The organism is Streptomyces hokutonensis, assembly GCF_042751305.1.
In the GTDB taxonomy this organism is placed as follows: Bacteria; Actinomycetota; Actinomycetes; order Streptomycetales; family Streptomycetaceae; genus Streptomyces; species Streptomyces hokutonensis_A.
In genome coordinates this window covers 168,653-186,034 of sequence record NZ_JBHYWD010000013.1, presented here as the reverse complement: position 1 = coordinate 186,034, position 17,382 = coordinate 168,653, and the positions used below count along the sequence as shown (strand labels likewise).

General features: G+C 71.7%; 15 protein-coding genes. 6 read left to right on the top strand and 9 right to left on the bottom strand.

Annotated elements, in window-relative coordinates; all coding sequences use genetic code 11:
* A partial coding sequence (locus tag ACFXC1_RS31400; protein ID WP_381248847.1) for a hypothetical protein occupies positions 1–308 on the bottom strand: 308 nt, incomplete at its 3' end.
* Entirely contained in the window at positions 295–1,731 is a 1,437-nt protein-coding gene (locus tag ACFXC1_RS31395) for a PspC domain-containing protein (RefSeq protein ID WP_381248845.1), read from the bottom strand. The genes ACFXC1_RS31400 and ACFXC1_RS31395, both read right to left, overlap by 14 nt.
* A gap of 209 nt (positions 1,732–1,940) precedes the next feature.
* Here ACFXC1_RS31395 and ACFXC1_RS31390 point away from each other — a divergent pair, with 209 nt between their 5' ends.
* Positions 1,941–3,233: an ATP-binding protein gene (locus ACFXC1_RS31390; protein WP_043259292.1), complete on the top strand. Its 1,293-nt coding sequence runs from the start codon at positions 1,941–1,943 to the stop codon at positions 3,231–3,233.
* Complete coding sequence (locus ACFXC1_RS31385) at positions 3,230–3,949, top strand: LuxR C-terminal-related transcriptional regulator (protein WP_019055616.1); 720 nt, start codon at positions 3,230–3,232, stop codon at positions 3,947–3,949. The genes ACFXC1_RS31390 and ACFXC1_RS31385 overlap by 4 nt, the downstream gene beginning before the upstream one ends.
* A 46-nt stretch (positions 3,950–3,995) precedes the next feature.
* Here the strand turns inward: ACFXC1_RS31385 and ACFXC1_RS31380 are convergent, their stop codons facing one another.
* Positions 3,996–5,072, bottom strand: coding sequence for a C40 family peptidase (locus tag ACFXC1_RS31380; RefSeq protein ID WP_381248840.1), 1,077 nt, complete (start codon positions 5,070–5,072; stop codon positions 3,996–3,998).
* A gap of 414 nt (positions 5,073–5,486) precedes the next feature.
* Between ACFXC1_RS31380 and ACFXC1_RS31375 the strand changes: the two genes are divergently transcribed.
* A complete protein-coding gene (locus ACFXC1_RS31375; RefSeq protein ID WP_381248837.1) occupies positions 5,487–5,840 on the top strand; it encodes a hypothetical protein in 354 nt (117 codons plus the stop codon).
* On the opposite strand, the gene ACFXC1_RS31370 is transcribed toward ACFXC1_RS31375, so the two are convergent.
* Positions 5,818–6,807 carry a tellurite resistance/C4-dicarboxylate transporter family protein gene (locus tag ACFXC1_RS31370; RefSeq protein ID WP_381248834.1) on the bottom strand — a complete coding sequence of 330 codons (990 nt, stop codon included), beginning with the start codon at positions 6,805–6,807 and terminating at the stop codon, positions 5,818–5,820. The two genes, ACFXC1_RS31375 and ACFXC1_RS31370, sit on opposite strands and share 23 nt — an antisense overlap.
* A gap of 109 nt (positions 6,808–6,916) precedes the next feature.
* The gene (locus tag ACFXC1_RS31365) at positions 6,917–7,744 is read right to left on the bottom strand and encodes a C40 family peptidase (protein ID WP_381248832.1); all 828 of its coding nucleotides are present in this window, start codon (positions 7,742–7,744) and stop codon (positions 6,917–6,919) included.
* 232 nt (positions 7,745–7,976) lie between these two features.
* Here ACFXC1_RS31365 and pcrA point away from each other — a divergent pair, with 232 nt between their 5' ends.
* Positions 7,977–10,478: a DNA helicase PcrA gene (pcrA, locus tag ACFXC1_RS31360; protein WP_381248829.1), complete on the top strand. Its 2,502-nt coding sequence runs from the start codon at positions 7,977–7,979 to the stop codon at positions 10,476–10,478.
* 12 nt (positions 10,479–10,490) lie between these two features.
* On the opposite strand, the gene ACFXC1_RS31355 is transcribed toward pcrA, so the two are convergent.
* Complete coding sequence (locus ACFXC1_RS31355) at positions 10,491–12,044, bottom strand: peptidoglycan DD-metalloendopeptidase family protein (RefSeq protein WP_381249033.1); 1,554 nt, start codon at positions 12,042–12,044, stop codon at positions 10,491–10,493.
* A gap of 341 nt (positions 12,045–12,385) precedes the next feature.
* Between ACFXC1_RS31355 and ACFXC1_RS31350 the strand changes: the two genes are divergently transcribed.
* Entirely contained in the window at positions 12,386–12,589 is a 204-nt protein-coding gene (locus ACFXC1_RS31350) for a hypothetical protein (protein WP_381248826.1), read from the top strand.
* Between the two features lie 30 nt (positions 12,590–12,619).
* Here the strand turns inward: ACFXC1_RS31350 and ACFXC1_RS31345 are convergent, their stop codons facing one another.
* The gene (locus ACFXC1_RS31345; protein ID WP_381248823.1) at positions 12,620–13,444 is read right to left on the bottom strand and encodes an esterase/lipase family protein; all 825 of its coding nucleotides are present in this window, start codon (positions 13,442–13,444) and stop codon (positions 12,620–12,622) included.
* Between the two features lie 402 nt (positions 13,445–13,846).
* Between ACFXC1_RS31345 and ACFXC1_RS31340 the strand changes: the two genes are divergently transcribed.
* Positions 13,847–14,263 (top strand): cobalamin B12-binding domain-containing protein, encoded by a 417-nt coding sequence (locus tag ACFXC1_RS31340; RefSeq protein ID WP_019066802.1) that lies wholly within the window; start codon positions 13,847–13,849, stop codon positions 14,261–14,263.
* Between the two features lie 58 nt (positions 14,264–14,321).
* On the opposite strand, the gene ACFXC1_RS31335 is transcribed toward ACFXC1_RS31340, so the two are convergent.
* Both ACFXC1_RS31335 and ACFXC1_RS31330 read right to left on the bottom strand, forming a co-directional pair.
* Positions 14,322–15,926 (bottom strand): DUF5691 domain-containing protein, encoded by a 1,605-nt coding sequence (locus ACFXC1_RS31335; protein WP_381248820.1) that lies wholly within the window; start codon positions 15,924–15,926, stop codon positions 14,322–14,324.
* 43 nt (positions 15,927–15,969) lie between these two features.
* Positions 15,970–17,322, bottom strand: coding sequence for an SWIM zinc finger family protein (locus ACFXC1_RS31330; RefSeq protein WP_381248817.1), 1,353 nt, complete (start codon positions 17,320–17,322; stop codon positions 15,970–15,972).
* Positions 17,323–17,382: the final 60 nt, after the last annotated feature.

Genomic DNA, 17,382 nt, shown 5'->3' with positions numbered 1-17,382 from the left:
GGGGGGCCCCCGGGCCCGCCCCACACCGCGGGCGCCCCCGCCCCGGCGGGGGGGTCTTGGGTCACACCCACGTATTCCCGGCGCCGGGGGGCCCCCTTCCCCCGCCGCCCCACCCTGCGTCGTCTGCGGATCGCCCCGTTGACGCCCGCCACCACACCGGCCAGCACCAGGCCGGCGAGGACCAGGGGGATCGCCGCGAACCACTCGGTCACCCACAGCCCGCCCGCGTCCCCGGCGTAGGCCACGCCCGCGGCGACGAGGAAGAGACCGATGACCAGCTTCCCGGGCCGGAACTCATGACGCAGCACGGCTGACCTCCGCCTGTCCGACGTCGACCCGGAGGTCCAGGTCCAGCGTGCCGGTGGTCTTCACGCCCGTCTCCGGGGTGAGAGTGACCTGCTGGTGCTTGCCCGGTTCCACGTCCACGTCCTTCTTGTCGTCACCGGGCAACTGGATGTCCCCGACGCCCACGTCCACATTCAGCTTCACCGTCACGTCCGACGGCACGATCACCTTCAACTGGCCGATGCCCACCTGGGCGTACGTCGCCACCGTCTGCCCCTTCGTCAGCCTCAGCCGGGTCAGGTCGAGGGTGCCCACGCCGTTCCCCAGGTCGTAGTGCGGCTGCACCTGGGCCACCGTCGTGGGCTGCCAGGTGAGGCGTTCCCAGTGGGTGGTGAGGTCCTTGGGCAGGGCCGCCGAGGCGGCGAGCAGGCCGGCCGTGACGATCGCGAGGAACACCGAGCCCGCCCCCGTACGCCCCAGGAAGGAGCTGACCGCTATGCCCAGGCCGAACACGACGAGCGCGCAGGCCAGACCCATCTGCAGGCTGGTGCCGAGTGCCTGGTCGTCCCAGCGCGCGGCGGTGCCGAGGGCGCCGGCCAGCAGGGCGAGCAGGAAGACCCAGCCGCCGATCCAGCGCGGGCCGCGCGGCTTCGGGGCGGGCGGGCGCGGGGGCCGCAGATCCTGGGGCCAGTGCGGGTACGAAGGATCGAGGCTGATGTGGACCGCGTCCGTGATGTCGCGGGTGCGGGAGTCGCCGGGGCCCCAGAGATAGCCGGTGCCACCGACGTGGGTGCCGTCCTTGACGATCGGGTCGCGCCACCAGGAGGGGTAGGCGGCGGGCACCGGCGGTGCCTGGGCCTCCGGCGGGGCGTCGGCGACGGCCTGCGCGGCCAGCGGGTCGGGGCCGGGGGCGCCGCGCTGCTGCGACCAGTACCCCGCACCGGCCAGCAGAAGGGAGAGGACGACGGCGAAGGTGAGCACGCTGCCGTTGCTCAGCATCGACAGGAACACACCGCAGCCGACCAGCGCGAACAGCACGGCCGCCAGGGCCTGGCCGTCGACGCGGCCGGTGAAGAGCTTGCGGACCTCGTTCTCCTCCTCGTCGTCGTACGGGACGAAGAGCCAGGCGAAGCCGTAGAAGATGAGGCCGATGCCGCCCGTCGCCGAGAGCACCGCGAGGGTGATGCGGAAGATCACCGGGTCCATGTCGCACTGCCGCCCGAGCCCCGCGCACACGCCCGCGAGCACCTTGAACCGCCGGTCCCGCCGGAACCGGTGCGGAGGCGCGGCCGTGAGGGTGTCGCCGGGCGCGGCACCCGGCGACGCGGTGCCCGGCGGCGACGCGGCACCCGCGGCGGGCACGGCGTCCTGCGGCCCGCCGCCCGCTGCCGGGCCGGGGCCGGAGCCGGGTCCCGGACCCGTCGCGGCGCGCTCGTGATCTGTCATGCGTCCATGCTGCCCGCCGCGAGGCGCCGATGGCAGTCGGGACGACCCTGGCCGAACCCTGAAATCCGCCCTGACAGGGACCGGGGGAGTGTTCGACACCGACCCCGACCCTGCGCAAGGCCCCTGAACCGCGCCGTTTCCGAAGATCAGGGGAGTCTCCGGGGCCGACCCTGATGCCATGGGCCGCAGCGCGTGTGAACATCGGTGGCATGCCGGAAGCCGCAGCATTGCCAGTCGAGGACCCGCGGCCGCCGCGCAAGCTCTACCGCAGCAGTGACGGACGCTGGCTCGGTGGAGTGGCGCGGGGGCTCGCCGGGCATCTCGGCCTGCCGGTGATCTGGGTGCGGCTGGTGTTCGTGGGTCTGTTCCTCGCCGACGGACTCGGCGCGCTGTTGTACGCCTCGTTCTGGTTCTTCGTGCCGCTCGGCGTCGGCGGCGTCGCCGGTCAGCGGCCCCCGTCCCTCGTCTCCACGGAGACCTCGCCGGACGGCCGCCGCAGACTCGTCGCCCGCAAGCCGGACAAGGGCCAGATCGTCGCCCTGCTCCTCATGGTCGTCGTGGCGCTGGTCTTCGTCGGCAATGTGAATCTGGGCGACGGCGCCAAGGCCTATCTCTTCCCGGTCGTCCTCGTCGGCGCGGGCGTCGCCCTCGTCTGGCGTCAGGCGGACAACGCCCGCCGCGCCCGCTGGGCCGAGGTCGGCGGCCGGCGCCGTACGCTCAGCCTGCTGCGCGCGGGCGGCGGTGTCCTGCTGGTCACCGCCGGTGCCACCGCGATCTTCGTGCTGCAGGGCTCCGCCGCCCACCTCGGTTCGGTGCTCCAGGCCGCCCTCGCGGTCCTCGTCGGCATCACCCTGCTCGCCGGCCCGTACCTCGTGCGGATGACCCAGGACCTCTCCGAGGAGCGCCTGATGCGCATCCGCGCCCAGGAGCGCGCCGAGGTCGCCGCCCATGTCCACGACTCCGTGCTGCACACCCTGACCCTGATCCAGCGCAACGCGGAGAGTCCGAACGAGGTGCGCCGCCTGGCCCGTGCCCAGGAGCGCGATCTGCGTGCCTGGCTCTACAAACCGGAGGGCACCGGCAAGGACGAGGCCGACGAACCCGACACCCTCGCCGAGGCGGTGCGCCGCAGCGCGGCCGAGGTCGAGGACAAGCACGGCGTCCCCATCGAGGTCGTCATCGTCGGGGACTGCCCGCTCGACGAGAGAATCGGCGCCCAGATGCAGGCCGCGCGCGAGGCGATGGTCAACGCGGCCAAGTACGGTGGCGAGGGCGGCGCCGTGCAGGTCTACGCCGAGGTGGAGGGGAAGAAGGTCTTCGTGTCCGTCCGCGACCGCGGGCCGGGCTTCGACCTCGACTCGATACCCGCCGACCGCATGGGCGTCAGAGAATCGATCATCGGCCGTATGGAGCGACACGGCGGTACGGCACGGCTGCGCGCGGTGCCGGACGGCGGTACCGAGGTCGAGCTGGAGATGGAGAGGGCGGAGAAGACGTCATGAGCGACGCGACCGAGACGAACGAGCCTGCGGAACCGACCGGCGGGAGCGCGGGCGGGCGTCACGTGCGCGTGGTCCTCGTCGACGACCACCGCATGTTCCGTACGGGGGTCCAGGCGGAGATCGGCCGCACCGAGGAGACCGGTGTCGAGGTGGTCGGCGAGGCCGCGGACGTCGACCAGGCGGTCACGGTCATCACCGCGACCCGCCCCGAGGTGGTCCTCCTGGACGTTCACCTCCCGGGCGGCGGCGGGGTCGAAGTCCTGCGCCGCTGCGCCCCGTTGATGAGCGACGCCGAGCAGCCCGTCCGCTTCCTCGCGCTGTCCGTGTCGGACGCGGCGGAGGACGTGATCGGCGTGATCCGCGGCGGTGCGCGCGGCTACGTCACCAAGACGATCACCGGCACGGACCTCGTCAACTCCGTCTTCCGCGTCCAGGAGGGCGACGCGGTCTTCTCCCCACGACTGGCCGGCTTCGTCCTCGACGCCTTCGCCTCGACCGACGCCCCGCCGGTCGACGAGGACCTCGACCGCCTCACCCAGCGCGAGCGCGAGGTGCTGCGCCTGATCGCGCGCGGCTACGCCTACAAGGAGATCGCCAAGCAGCTGTTCATCTCGGTGAAGACGGTCGAGTCCCATGTCTCGGCGGTGCTGCGCAAGCTCCAGCTGTCCAACCGGCATGAGCTGACCCGCTGGGCCACGGCACGCCGACTGGTGTGACCCGTAAGGGAGTTCACCTGGGGGAGCATCGGACGCGGCCGGTGCCTCACACCACCCGCGTAGCCCCCGCGAACGGCATCTGGTCGATCGGTGCCAGCCGCACGGGAGCCGTCGGGTTAGGGGCGTGGATCATCTGGCCGTCGCCGACGTAGATGCCGACGTGGCTGATGCCCGAGTAGAAGAACACCAGGTCGCCGGGGCGCAGTTCGTCCCGGGAGACCCGTTGGCCGGCGTTGATCTGGGCGTAGGTCGTGCGGGGCAGCGAGACTCCGGCGGAGTTGTAGGCGGCCTGGACGAGGCCCGAGCAGTCGAAGGCGTTGGGGCCGGTGGCGCCCCAGACGTAGGGGCTGCCGAGCTTCTGATAGGCGTAGGAAACGGCCGCCGCCGCACGGGAGTTGGGGGCGTCGGCCGTGGCGGCGGAGGAGCCGGGCGCGTGCAGTCCGTCCCGTGCCGTGGTCGCCGACCGTGACGCGCGATCCGTCGTGCCGGCGGTCTGCTCGACCTGGGACCGCTGCTGCGGAGGCAGTGCGGACAGCAGCCGCCGCGCCTGGTCCAGCTTCCCGTTGATCGTCTTCTTCTGCCTGCCGAGCTCCGTCTGCCGCGACTTCAGCGAGGTCAGTTCGATGTGCGCGGCGCCGCGCAACTGCTCGATCTCCCGCAGCTGTTGCCGTACGAGAGCGACCGCGGCCGTCTGGCGGTGGCCCACGCGGTCGGCGAACTCGGCGCCGTCCAGATACTGTTCGGGGTCGTCCGAGAGCATGAGCTGCACCGCGGGGTCGATGCCGCCGCTGCGGTACTGGGCGGCGGCGACGTAACCCAGTGAATCCCGTGCCGAGTTGAGCTTCTCGGTCTTGCGGGCCGCCTCGTCCCGCAGGGTGTTGAGCCGTTTCTCGGCCGCGTCCGCCTTCTCCTTCGCGCCGTCGTACTTCTCGGTGGCGACCTCCGCCTCCTGGTACAGCTTGTCCACCTTGGCCTTGACCTGTGCAGGTGTCAGCTGCGGCTCGGCGTGCGAGGTCCCGTCGAAGCCGGTCACCGTCGCCGCGCCCGCGAGGGCGATCGTGGCGGCGGTGCGGGCCGTATGGCCGCTGAGCGAGCGCTGTCGGGGCTTGCGGTGCGCTGCCACGTGGACTGCACGTCCTTTCGTACGACCGCCGGGGGAGCGGGCGGTTTGCGCGTCCGGCGGCGGCCCGCACAGGGGGAGCGGGCCGCCGCCGGACCTTCTCGGCGGTGGTGGCCGACGGCCGCCCCTGGTGCGGGCGGCGGTGGGGAGCCGGTCACCTGGTGGAGGACGCTAAACCTGAAGATGTCGGCTCGGTAACGCATGTACGGAAATGATGTGAGGTGACCGTCTTTTGACGTCAAGTGACTGTGATTCCGGTCCGGGCCCACCGCCTTCACGCGGCGCGCTGACCGATGCGGCGGTTCCGGCGCGGCGGGTGGTGACGCGGTGCTATGGGCCGCATATATGCAAGGTCATGTGAGTGCCAGGGCGGCCCGGTGTCGGCCGGTCCCGAGCACCTGCATAGGCTCCGGACCCATGGACGTACTCATCCATCTCTTCGTCGGCCTGCACATCATCGGCATCGCCGCGCTGCTCGGCGGTTTCCTCACCCAGATGAAGGCGATGGGCCACGGCACGGCCCGCTTCGTCCCCGGCATGCTGCACGGCGCGCTGACCATGCTGGTCACCGGCGCGATCCTGGTCGGCCTCAACCAGGCCGACGACCAGCACGTCAACAACATCAAGATCGGCATCAAGCTCGCGCTGCTGGTCGTGATCCTGGGACTTGTCTACGTCAAGCGGGACGAGGAGACGGTCGACAAGAACCAGTTCGCGCTGGTCGGCGGCCTCACCATGGTCAACATCTTCATCGCGGTCCTGTGGACCTGACCCCGGACGTGGCGGCGAGGTAGAAACGGACCGTCCCGGCGGCCACCACCAGCCAGGCCGCCACCGCGATCCACAGCACCACCTCCCCGGGCGTCCTGAGCCACGAGACGTCCACGGCGCTGCCCACGGACAGCGTGGTCGCCGCCGTCATCCCGAGCGGGAACACCGTCGACCAGCGCCGCAGGTCGAAACGCAGCCGGGGCCAGACGATCTCGGCGGCCAGCAGAACCACGCACCACGCCACGTCGAGCACCAGCAGCGCCACGGTCGCGGCCCGCAGGACGCCCCGGTCGTCGGAGTTCCACAGATACAGGCGGGCGCTGTCGGCGGCGATCAGCTTCGACCCGGCCAGCGCCGAGACGGCCAGCGCGCCGCCGACGATCCAGTGGTCACCGGCCCCGATGATCACCTGCCGCCATTCGAATCGGGCCAGCGCGAACCCGTAGAGGACCAGCCCGAACCAGAACAGCACCAGCGCCGTGTGCGCGAGCCACGTCACCGCCTCGGCCCCGGCGATCGTCGCCCCCAGAACGGCCAGCGACTGTGTGGCCACACAGCCGAGGAACACCGTCCCGGGCATCCGCCCCCGCCAGTTCCCCAGGACCCGTACGAGCAGCCCCGGCCACAGCACCACGGCCGGCGCGAGCAGCGCCTCGGCCACGGTCTGCCAACCCGCGATCGAGAACCGGGTTCCGAGTACGGCGGTCGCGGCGACGGCCGTCAGCGCACCGGGCGTCCCCGCCTCCGTGAGCCACCGCCGCCGGTCCCACAGCAGCCGTACGGCGAAGTCCGCGGCCAGTCCGAGCCAGAAGGCGCAGGCCAGCCCGAAGGCGATACGGGACAGCACCTCGTACCCGGCGAGACTCAGGCCGACCGACACGATGCCGGTCGCCAGCACGACGGCCCCGGCCGCCGGCGGACGCTGCGCCCACCAGGCGCGGAAGCGGGAGGTACCGGTACCGGACATGGGTCCGATGCTAGGGAGCCGCCCCGGTGCCGACAGAGGGCCACGCGCGCGTGGCCCTCAAAAACACCTGCACGCGTGCGTGGCCGTCAAGAACAGCCCCGGACTCCGCTCAGGCCGGCCGCACCACGCTGTGGATGATCGACGTGTCCCCGTAGTGGATCGATTCTTCGCGGACGCAGGTGCCGGGCTTCGGGGCGTGGATCATCATGCCGTCGCCCACGTATACGCCGACGTGGCTGATGTCGTCGTGGAAGAAGACCAGGTCGCCGGGTTGTGCGTCGGCCAGGGGGACCGTCGTGCCGGCGTTGGCCTGGGCGGTGGTCGCGCGCGGGAGGGTGACTCCGGCGGCCTTCCAGGCGGCCTGGGCGAGGCCCGAGCAGTCGTACGAGCCGGGGCCCGCGGCGCCCACGACGTACGGCTTGCCGATCTGGGCGCGGGCGAAGGTGAGGGCCTGCCTCGCGAGTGCCGCCGCTGCCTCTTGGCGGTGCTGCCGCGCGGCCGACTGCGACAACAGCGCGCGTGCGGTGGAGAGCTTCTTCTGGACGGTGGCCTTGGCCGTCCTCGGGTCGCTCCGCGTCCCGGCGGGGGCCTGGAGGCTCAGGGCCGCCTCCTGGCGCTTCCCCGTAGTCGTGGACCGCTCCGTGAGGTGTGCGGCGACCGCGTCCTTGCGGCGGGCGGCCAGCCGGCTCATCAACTGGGCCTGGTCGTAGTGGTCGTGCGGGATGGCGGTGAAGGAACTCGGCTTTTTCCGCACGGAGTTGATCTTCCACGCGCGCCTTGCCCCGTCCTCCCTCTCGGTCGCCGAATCGGCCCGCCGGTAGAGGTCGTCGACCTTCTTGTCGACCTCGCCGAGGCGGGGTTCGCCCTCGTCGGCGGGGGTCCATATGCCTGCGATGCGCGAGCCCGCGGAACGCGGCTTGCGGCGCGACGACGCCAAGGGGGCGACTCCTTCCGAAGTCGGTGGGGCCGGGGAACTTGATCGAACGCTAACCAACTTGTGTGGCTTGTGTGAAGGTCGATGGCCGATATGCCCGCTACGTTTGTGTGAACTCGGTCATGAGTGGGTCTGACCGTCGCTGATCGTTATCGACCGGTTCTGGACCGTGAATTTCCCCGAGCTCCCGGGGTGGCGGCCGGTTGTCAGTGGGGCGCCCTAAACTCGGAGGGCGATGAGCAGCCTCTTTGACGACAGCTTCCTGGCGGATCTCAAGGCCCCTCGGGCCCACGAGGAAGAGCCCCCGCCACCGCCCGAGGACGAGCACGGCCCGGAGCCGGTTCCGGACGACCTGTTCGGCGGGAAGTTCGACGTGCCCGCGAGCAGGGACGCCTACTACCGGGACGGCGCCCCGCGCCCGGCGGTCGACCCGGCAGCCCTCCTGGACGGGCTGAACGAGAACCAGCGCGCGGCCGTCATCCACTCCGGCACCCCGCTGCTCATCGTGGCCGGCGCGGGCTCCGGCAAGACCCGCGTGCTCACCCACCGCATCGCCCACCTCCTCGGCGAGCGCCATGTGCACCCGGGCCAGATCCTCGCGATCACCTTCACCAACAAGGCCGCGGGCGAGATGAAGGAGCGCGTCGAACAGCTCGTCGGCCCGCGCGCCAACGCGATGTGGGTGATGACCTTCCACAGCGCCTGTGTGCGCATCCTGCGCCGCGAGTCCAAGAAGCTCGGCTTCACCTCCTCGTTCTCGATCTACGACGCCGCCGACTCCAAGCGCCTGATGGCCCTGGTCTGCCGCGACCTGGACCTCGACCCCAAGCGCTACCCGCCCAAGTCGTTCAGCGCCCAGATCTCCAACCTGAAGAACGAACTGGTCGACGAGGAGGACTTCGCCGCCCGCGCGGCCGACGGTTTCGAGAAGACCCTCGCCCAGGCCTACGCCATGTACCAGTCGCGGCTGCGCGAGGCCAACGCCCTCGACTTCGACGACCTGATCATGACGACGGTCAACCTGCTGCGCGCCTTCCCGGACGTCGCCGAGCACTACCGCCGCCGCTTCCGCCACGTCATGGTCGACGAGTACCAGGACACCAACCACGCGCAGTACTCGCTGGTGCGTGAGCTGGTCGGTACCGGCGCGCACGACGAGGACGTACCGCCGGCCGAACACGACCTGCCGCCCGCCGAGTTGTGCGTCGTGGGCGACGCCGACCAGTCGATCTACGCCTTCCGGGGCGCGACGATCCGCAACATCCTCCAGTTCGAGGAGGACTACCCGAACGCGACGACGATCCTCCTGGAGCAGAACTACCGCTCCACACAGACGATCCTCTCCGCCGCCAACGCGGTCATCGAGCGCAACGAGTCCCGCCGCCCCAAGAACCTGTGGACCAACGCGGGCGCGGGCGCGCAGATCACCGGCTATGTCGCCGACACCGAGCACGACGAGGCGCAGTTCGTCGCCGAGGAGATAGACCGTCTCACCGACGCGGGCGAGGCCAAGGCCTCGGACGTCGCCGTCTTCTACCGGACGAACGCCCAGTCCCGTGTCTTCGAGGAGATCTTCATCCGCGTCGGCCTGCCCTACAAGGTCGTCGGCGGCGTCCGCTTCTACGAGCGCAAGGAGGTCCGGGACGTCCTGGCCTACCTCCGCGTCCTGGCCAACCCGGAGGACACGGTCCCGCTGCGCCGTATCCTCAACGTCCCCAAGCGCGGCATCGGCGAGCGCGCCGAGGCGATGATCGACGCCCTCTCGCAGCGCGAGAAGATCAGCTTCCCGCAGGCGCTGAAGCGCGTCGACGAGGCCTACGGCATGGCCGCGCGGTCGACGAACGCGGTCAAGAAGTTCAACACGCTGATGGAGGACCTCCGTACGATCGTCGAGTCCGGCGCCGGACCGGCGACGGTCCTGGAGGCGATTCTCGAACGCACCGGCTATCTCGCCGAGTTGCAGGCCTCCACCGACCCGCAGGACGAGACCCGCATCGAGAACCTCCAGGAACTCGCCGCCGTGGCCCTGGAGTTCGAACAGGAGAACACGGCGGGGGACGGCGAGAGCGAGACGCCCGTCGGGCTCGCCGCCTTCCTGGAGCGGGTGGCCCTGGTCGCCGACTCGGACCAGATCCCCGACGAGGACGAGGACGGCTCCGGAGTCATCACCCTGATGACCCTGCACACCGCCAAGGGACTCGAGTTCCCGGTCGTCTTCCTCACCGGCATGGAGGACGGCGTCTTCCCGCACATGCGCGCCCTTGGCCAGACCAAGGAACTGGAGGAGGAGCGGCGCCTCGCGTACGTGGGCATCACGCGCGCGCGGGAACGCCTTTACCTCACCCGCTCGTCGCTGCGCAGCGCCTGGGGACAGCCGTCGTACAACCCGCCCTCCCGCTTCCTGGAGGAGATCCCGGCGGCACACGTGGAGTGGAAGCGGACCGGCGCCATGGCGGCCCCGCCGTCCACGGGCCCGGCCTCGGGCATCGCGGCCTCCCTGTCCTCGACCCGTTCGCGTTCGTCCGCCTCGGGCGCCTCGGGCTTCGCCACCCGCAGGGCCTCGGAGAAGCCGGTCGTGTCCCTGGCCGTCGGCGACCGGGTCACCCACGACCAGTTCGGCCTCGGCACGGTCGTCGGCGTGAAGGGCACGGGAGCGAACGCGGAGGCGACGGTCGACTTCGGAGAGGCCAAGCCGAAGCGGCTGCTGCTGCGGTACGCGCCGGTGGAGAAGCTGTAGGGGGAGCGGGAGTTACGTCGGGTCGAGCCCGTGGCTGCGAAGCCACGGGAGCGGGTCGATCGCCGCGCCGCCCGCCGGGCGCACCTCGAAGTGCAGGTGCGGGCCGGTCGAGTTCCCGGAGTTCCCGGAGTACGCGATCGGGTCGCCGGCCTTGACCGTCGTCCCCGAGGGGACGCGGTAGCTGGAGAGGTGGCAGTACCAGGTCTGCGTGCCGTCCTTCTCCGTGAGGATCAGCATGTTGCCGTAGGCACTGTTCCATTTCGTGCTGACGACACCGTCCGTCGCGGCCATCACCGTCGTGCCGTACGAGACGGGGAAGTCGATGCCGGTGTGCACGGACATCCAGTTGACGCCGGCCTGGCCGAAGTAGGCGCTGAGGCCCCTCTGCGTCACCGGCAGCACGTACTTGGGGCGCAGCCGCTCCTTGCGGGCCGCCTCCGCCGCCGCCTTCTTCTTCTCGGCCTCCTGCTGGGCCTTGAGGTCGATACGTTCCTGCGTACGGCTGGCCCGGTCGGCGAAGTCGTCGGCGCCGGCCGAGAGGCTCTTGATCTGCGCGTCCAGCTTGTTGTTCGCGACGGACGGCTTCACCGAGGTCGCGTCGGAGGCGGACGCCGTCGTGCCGCCGCCGGTCAGCGTGCCGACGGACGCGGCGGCGATCCCCGCGACCCCCATCACACACGCGGACGGCACGGCGATCGTCATCAGCGCGGACCGCTTCGGAGGCGTACGGCGCCGGGAACGGCTCCCGTTGCGGCCCGCGGCCCGCGAGGCGGTCGCCGGGGCCGGGGTGAACTCCTCCTGGTCCTCGAGGAGTTCGGGTCGCGGCTCGGACCCGTCCCGGTCCTGCCCGGCCTCGTCGAGGGCCGGCAGCTCACCGGTGGCGGTCAACTCGCCGTCTTCCGGGGCGGGTTCGTCGTACGACTCCCCGTGCGTCCCGTCGTACGTGCCCTCGTGCGTCCCGTCGTACGTGCCCTCGTGCGTCCCGTCGTACGACGGCTGCTCGAAGGCGGTGGTCGCGTCGGCCGGGCTGCCGTCGGCGTTCCACTGCGTGGCGTCGTAGGCGCCCGTGTCGAAGGCCTGCGTGCCCCATTCCCAGTGCTGGGTCTGGTCGGCGGGGGCGGCGGAATGGGCCGACTGGTCGGGCTGCAGCCAGGCGTTGGCGTCCCACTGGCCGCTGTGGTCGGGGGCGCCGGCCTGCGGCGGGATGGCGGACAGCTGCTGGTGGTCGACCGACCAGGCGGTGGTCTCGTAGGCGCCCGTGTCGTTGTAGGCGGCGTGGTGCTGGGCCGCGTACGGGTCGTAGTTCAGGGTGTGTTGACCACCCGTGGACCAGGCCGAGGAGTCGTAGGCGCCGGTGGTGTGCGAGCCGGTGTCGTGGCTCTGCATGTCGCCGAAGAGGGGGTCGGTGGCGAAGCTCGCGGTGGTGTGGCCGCTGTCCGCGCCCTGGTGAAAACCCGTGGTGGAGTGGTCGCCGTACGTGGTGAAGTCACCGTACTGGGCGTCCTGTCCGCCGTACGACGCGTACTGCGCCGAGGTGGCATCGGAAGCCGGAGCCGGGGTGGTCATGATCCCCGACGGGTGACGGTCGTTCACCAACTTCCTTCTCTTTCGCCTCGACAACAGGGGCTGGCAGAGCAGTGCGGCGACTGTACCCGGCGGTACGCGGGCCCGACAATCTTCCTCAGGTTTCGCGTCTGCCGGAAACGGGCATTCGGCCGTGTTTCGGGGGACGGCGGGCACGGGTTTGGCCTTGCATTCGAATAGCGTTCGAGGCTTGAGACTGTTCAGCCGCTGTAGGCGCCCTGTGCGGACGCTTCGAAGAGCATGGAAATGCTTCCCGTGCCGGAGGCGGGGCGCGTTGACTGCGGTCGACGGCATTCGGCGGCATTCGACGTGGGGAGAGCGTCATGAAGGTGTGGAAACGTGCGGGGATCGCTGTCGTGCTGGCCGCGGCGACGGTCGGCCTCGCGGGTCCGGTGGCATCGGCCGCCCCCGCGCCGTGGGAGACCAGCCGCGCGCACCGGCCCGCGCCGGCGCAGGGCGCGGCGGTGTTCCCGGTCGGGGAGACGGGCACCGTCAGCGTTCGGTGCGGGACTCCTTGCTACCAGTAGGAGTCGTGCGCCTTTGAAGCCCGGCGCCGGTCAGGCCACCGTCAGGCCGCCCCGGTGAGTGGTCGCCGGTGCTTCCGGCCGTGGCGCGTCGAGAGCCTGGCGGATGCCCGACGCGACGGCCGGGTGTACTGGCAGTGCGAGATGGCCGATGCCGCTGACCTGCACGTTCTGTGCGATCAGGTCGGGGTGGTCGATGCGGGCGGTCTCCAGTGGCTCCATCAGGTGGTCGAGGTCGCTCCAGAAGCTGACGAAATGTGTGCGGCAGCCGGGGGCGGGCAGGCCCAGTTCCTCGATCACCGCCGAGCCGGGGCGCATCTGGCGGACGATCGGATGGGCGTTGGCCAGCGATACCACGGCGGTGCCGGAGTGCGGGGTCCCGAGCGTCACCAGCGTGCGGACCCGCAGGTCACCGCCGAGCCGTTGCACGTAATAGCGGGCGATCAGCCCGCCGAGACTGTGCCCGACGATGTCCACCTGCTCACTGCCTGTGCGCTCGCAGATCTCCTCGATGTGCCGGCCGAGCAGCTCGGCCGCGGTACGGATGTCGCAGGTCAGCGGCGAGTAGTTGAGCGATTCGACCGGGCGGCGGCCGTGCTGGGCCAGGGCCCGGCGCAGCAGCACGAACACCGAGCGGTTGTCGATGAACCCGTGCAGCAGGACCACCGGGGGTTTCGCCTCGGTCGGCAGCCTGCGTTCCTGGGTGATGCCGGACGGATAGAGGAGCAGGTGGCCCGCGAGGATCGCGATCTCGAGGGCGGTCGCTTTCAGGAGGGTCATGGAGAGCCCCGCCAGCCTGCTGGGCAGAAGACGCTGACAGAGGGGGAGAAAGGGCTGCATCGCCCTGGTGACCTTCATGGGCCGACCTCCTGTCGGCACACGGATCGACAGCTCCGTCCCCCGTGTGCCCTCGTGGGAGGCCACCACGAGGATCACCGACGGTGCGCGAGGGGCAAGCGCGGAGCGGGCGTGGCGCACCTGCCCTGCGTGCCCTTCGTGCCTGCGCCGATGCGCCGCACCACCACGGCGCGCGGCCTGCGGCGCGGTGGTGCGGCGACCTCGTTGCGGCTCCCGTTGCGCTTGTTCCCGCTGGAACGCTGCGCGGTGAACGTGTCCCTTCGTGTGATTTCCCCCTCGGTATCCACCGCGAAACTGCCGGTTGCGGGATGCTGGAGATAACGTTCGTTCACTCCCCGCGCCGGAGCGGGTGCCGCGGTACCCGTCGGTAGGGATGAACGCAGTCGCTTCATGGAGGCAGTGATGGGTGTGGCAGCCGGTCCGATCCGCGTGGTGGTGGCCAAGCCGGGGCTCGACGGCCATGACCGCGGCGCCAAGGTGATCGCGCGGGCGCTGCGCGATGCCGGTATGGAGGTCATCTACACCGGCCTCCACCAGACCCCCGAGCAGATCGTCGACACCGCGATCCAGGAGGACGCCGACGCGATCGGCCTCTCCATCCTCTCCGGCGCCCACAACACGCTCTTCGCCGCAGTGATCGACCTGCTGAAGCAGCGCGAGGCGGAGGACATCCTCGTCTTCGGCGGCGGGATCATCCCCGAGGCGGACATCGCCCCCCTCAAGGAGAAGGGCGTCGCGGAGATCTTCACCCCCGGGGCGACCACGCAGTCCATCGTCGACTGGGTGCGGGAGAACGTGCGGCAACCGGCCGGCGCGTAGGACCGCGGCGAGCGGGGGTTCGTTTCGCGGTGCCGGCCACTTCTCAGCCCTTTCGTTTCTACGGCTCCTCCAGCTCCCGCGCCATCGCCGCCCGCAGCCGCAAGGTCGTCACCAACCGCTGGAACGCCTCCGCCCAATAGCCCCCCGCTCCCGGCGCCGCGTCCTCCGACTCGTCCGGTACCGCCAGCAACCCGTCGAGCCGGCTTGCCTCGGCCGGGTCGAGACAGCGCTCGGCCAGTCCCATCACCCCGCTGAAACTCCATGGGTAACTCCCCGCGTCCCGCGCGATGTTGAGCGCGTCCACCACGGCCCGCCCCAGTGGCGCGGCCCACGGCACCGCGCACACCCCGAGCAGCTGGAACGCCTCGGACAATCCTTGCGCCGCGATGAACCCGGCCACCCACTCGGCCCGTTCGCCCCCGCCCAGCGTGCTCAGCAGCTTGGCGCGCTCGGCCAGCGACACCGCCCCAGGCCCGCCCGCCTCGGGCGCCGACGGCGACCCGAGCAACGCCCGGGACCACTCCGCGTTCCGCTGCCGTACCGCCGCCCGGCACCACGCGGCGTGCAGCTCGCCCCGCCAGTCGTCCGCCACCGCGAGCGCCACGATCTCCCGGGGCGTACGGCCGCCCAGCCGCCGCTCCCAGGTCCCGAGCGGGGTCGCCTCCACCAACTGGCCCAGCCACCACGACCGTTCACCGCGCCCTGCCGGAGCCTTGGCGACCACGCCGTCCCGCTCCATGCCCGGGTCGCACTCGTGCGGCGCCTCCACGACCAGGCAGGGTTCCTCGCCCGTACGGTCCACCGCCACGCAGGCCGTGGCCCGGACCGCCATCCGCGCGGCGAGCGCGGAGTCCGGGAGCGCCGACAGCAACTCCGCCGCCGTGGACCGTACGTTGCGGCTCCGGTCGGCCAACGCCTGCTCCAGGAAGGGTTCGTCCTCGGCCGTGAGCCCCGTCCGCAGCGAGTCGAGGAACATCAGCCGGTCCTCCGCCCGCTCCGTCGTCCATGTGGTGACGAGCAACTCCCGTGCGACCGCGGGCCGTTGGGCTCGTATCGCCGCGAGCAGGGCGACGCGTTCGGCGAACAGCCCCTCCTCCCAGAGCAGTTGGACCTGGCCAGGGTCGTCGAGGTCCGGCAGGGCCGTCCCGCCGCCCGGGGTGGCGCGCAGGGCGAACCGCCAGTCCGGGTTCAGCCGGGCCAGCCACAGCGCGCGCGGGCCCGCGAACTCCAGCGCCGCCGGCCGTAGATCCGTGCGCCCCCGGGCCGCGTCCAGCAGCGCGGGCAGCACCTGGACGGGCGCGCCGAAACCGCGCGCGTTGGCCGCCGCGAGCCACTGGGGCAGCAACTCCATGAGATCCGGCGAGGTGCCCCGGCGTCCTCCGCCGCCCGCACCCGGACGGTCGGTCAGCAGCATCACCAGTCTGCGGGCCGCCGCCACGGGCAGCGCCGGACGCGTGTCGGGAACGGCCGGCTCCGGCCGTTCGGCCGCCCGCGCGGGACGGAGCCCCGCCCGCCGTCGTACGGTCTCCACGGCCGCCGCGTCCAGCAGCGCCACGGGCGCGTCCTGGCCCGGCGCGCACCACGGAGGCGTACGGCGGTCCGTGCCGAGGAGCGCCGTGGTGACGAGTTCCTCCCAGTCGCCCGGGGCAGAGATGCTGTTCATGCGGTGCCTTTCCGTCGGGTTGGTGGATGCGCTCAGCACAAGGTCAGCACAGGGACACCGGCTCTCCCGCCGCCTCCGGCCAGGCCGTCAGCGGGGTGAAGCCCCGGTGGCCCAGCTCGCCGAAGACCTTGACCGGGGCGCCGCCGGAGAGCGCGACGAGTCGCCACAGGCCGGGCCGGGAGCGGGCGGTGGGGGTCAGGGGGAGCGCCGACTCCGTCTCGGCGTCCGCCAGTTGCCAGGAGTCGCCGTCCGGGGTCGGCACGACACGGTCCAGGGTCACCGGGACCGCGTCCAGCCACGGGTCGTCCCGCAGCGCCTCCCCGTAACGGACGGCGGCCTGTGCCGTCGTCACGCCTCGCGGCCGTGCCGTCGTCGGCCCGGGCGGCGCGAACTGCTCGCCCAGGGCCGCCCGGAGCTGCCCGGCACCGGGGTACGCGGACACCTCCGCCTCCAGGGCCAGCCCGACGGGCAGCGCGAGCTCCGGGGCGCGGCCCGCCGCACCATAGGAGAGGAGCAGGCTCGTGCGGTCCGACGCCGTGCCGTGCAGCCATATCCGGCGCGTCGTCAGTTTCGCGTCCGCCGTGTCGTACTGGGCCAGGACCAGCCAACTGTCGCGCACCGGCGGGCCCTCCGCCGAACCGGGCAGGCCGATGCGGGAACGGACCGTCGCCGCCAGACCGTCGGGCAGCCGCTCGCGGCGCAGCCAGGCCCGGTCGAGGAGGTGGAGCAGCGCGCACTCCTCCAGCAGCCGCACCGGCCACCCGGGTCCTGAGGACGGGATCGCCCCCAACTCCCTTGCCCGCGCTGCCAGTCCGGGTGCCTGCGCGTCGACCATGCGGGCCGCGGTCTCCTCCCACACCCCGTACCCCGCCTGCTCCGCCGAGGCCAGCCCGGTGCGCAGCAGGTCCGTCAGCCGCTGCTCCAACTCGCCCGCGCCCGCGGTGATCCGCTCGGCCCGCCGCTCCGCCCTGCGCCGCGCCGCCTCCGGATCAGCGGCGGCCGGGGAACCGGACGCCTCCGCCGCCCGTTTCTCCTCCGTCCGCTTCCGCCGCCCCGCCAGCCACTGCTCGGCCCAGTCCGGCGCCTGCCCCGCCGGCACCGCGTCGTCCTCGCCCGCCCACAACAGGAGCAGTCCCAGCGCGTGTTTGCACGGGAACTTGCGGCTCGGACAACTGCACTTGTACGCCGGACCCGCGGTGTCCGCGATGTCGACGACCGTCTGATACGGCTTGCTGCCGCTGCCCTTGCACAGCCCCCACACCGTCCCCTCGTCAGAACTCCCCGCCTCGGACCACGGCCCCGCCGCCCCGAGCTTGCTTCCCGCCTTGCGTGACGCTGCGTCAGGCGCCAGTGCCAGCACCTGGTCAGCCGTCCAGCGCACCCCCTGCTGAGTCATGACATCGAAGGTAGATCCCGGCACTGACAATCGGCCTGGCGCGAGCGTTTCCGCAGGTCA

Bases quoted from the DNA above. Each gene is read 5' to 3' on its own strand.
- ACFXC1_RS31390 (WP_043259292.1), top strand. From the start codon at position 1,941: ATGCCGGAAGCCGCAGCATTGCCAGTCGAGGACCCGCGGCCGCCGCGC.
- ACFXC1_RS31350 (WP_381248826.1), top strand. From the start codon at position 12,386: ATGAAGGTGTGGAAACGTGCGGGGATCGCTGTCGTGCTGGCCGCGGCG.
- ACFXC1_RS31375 (WP_381248837.1), top strand. From the start codon at position 5,487: ATGGACGTACTCATCCATCTCTTCGTCGGCCTGCACATCATCGGCATC.
- ACFXC1_RS31340 (WP_019066802.1), top strand. From the start codon at position 13,847: ATGGGTGTGGCAGCCGGTCCGATCCGCGTGGTGGTGGCCAAGCCGGGG.
- ACFXC1_RS31335 (WP_381248820.1), bottom strand. From the start codon at position 15,926: ATGAACAGCATCTCTGCCCCGGGCGACTGGGAGGAACTCGTCACCACG.
- ACFXC1_RS31395 (WP_381248845.1), bottom strand. From the start codon at position 1,731: ATGACAGATCACGAGCGCGCCGCGACGGGTCCGGGACCCGGCTCCGGC.
- ACFXC1_RS31370 (WP_381248834.1), bottom strand. From the start codon at position 6,807: ATGTCCGGTACCGGTACCTCCCGCTTCCGCGCCTGGTGGGCGCAGCGT.
- ACFXC1_RS31345 (WP_381248823.1), bottom strand. From the start codon at position 13,444: ATGAAGGTCACCAGGGCGATGCAGCCCTTTCTCCCCCTCTGTCAGCGT.
- ACFXC1_RS31355 (WP_381249033.1), bottom strand. From the start codon at position 12,044: ATGACCACCCCGGCTCCGGCTTCCGATGCCACCTCGGCGCAGTACGCG.
- ACFXC1_RS31385 (WP_019055616.1), top strand. From the start codon at position 3,230: ATGAGCGACGCGACCGAGACGAACGAGCCTGCGGAACCGACCGGCGGG.
- ACFXC1_RS31330 (WP_381248817.1), bottom strand. From the start codon at position 17,322: ATGACTCAGCAGGGGGTGCGCTGGACGGCTGACCAGGTGCTGGCACTG.
- pcrA (WP_381248829.1), top strand. From the start codon at position 7,977: ATGAGCAGCCTCTTTGACGACAGCTTCCTGGCGGATCTCAAGGCCCCT.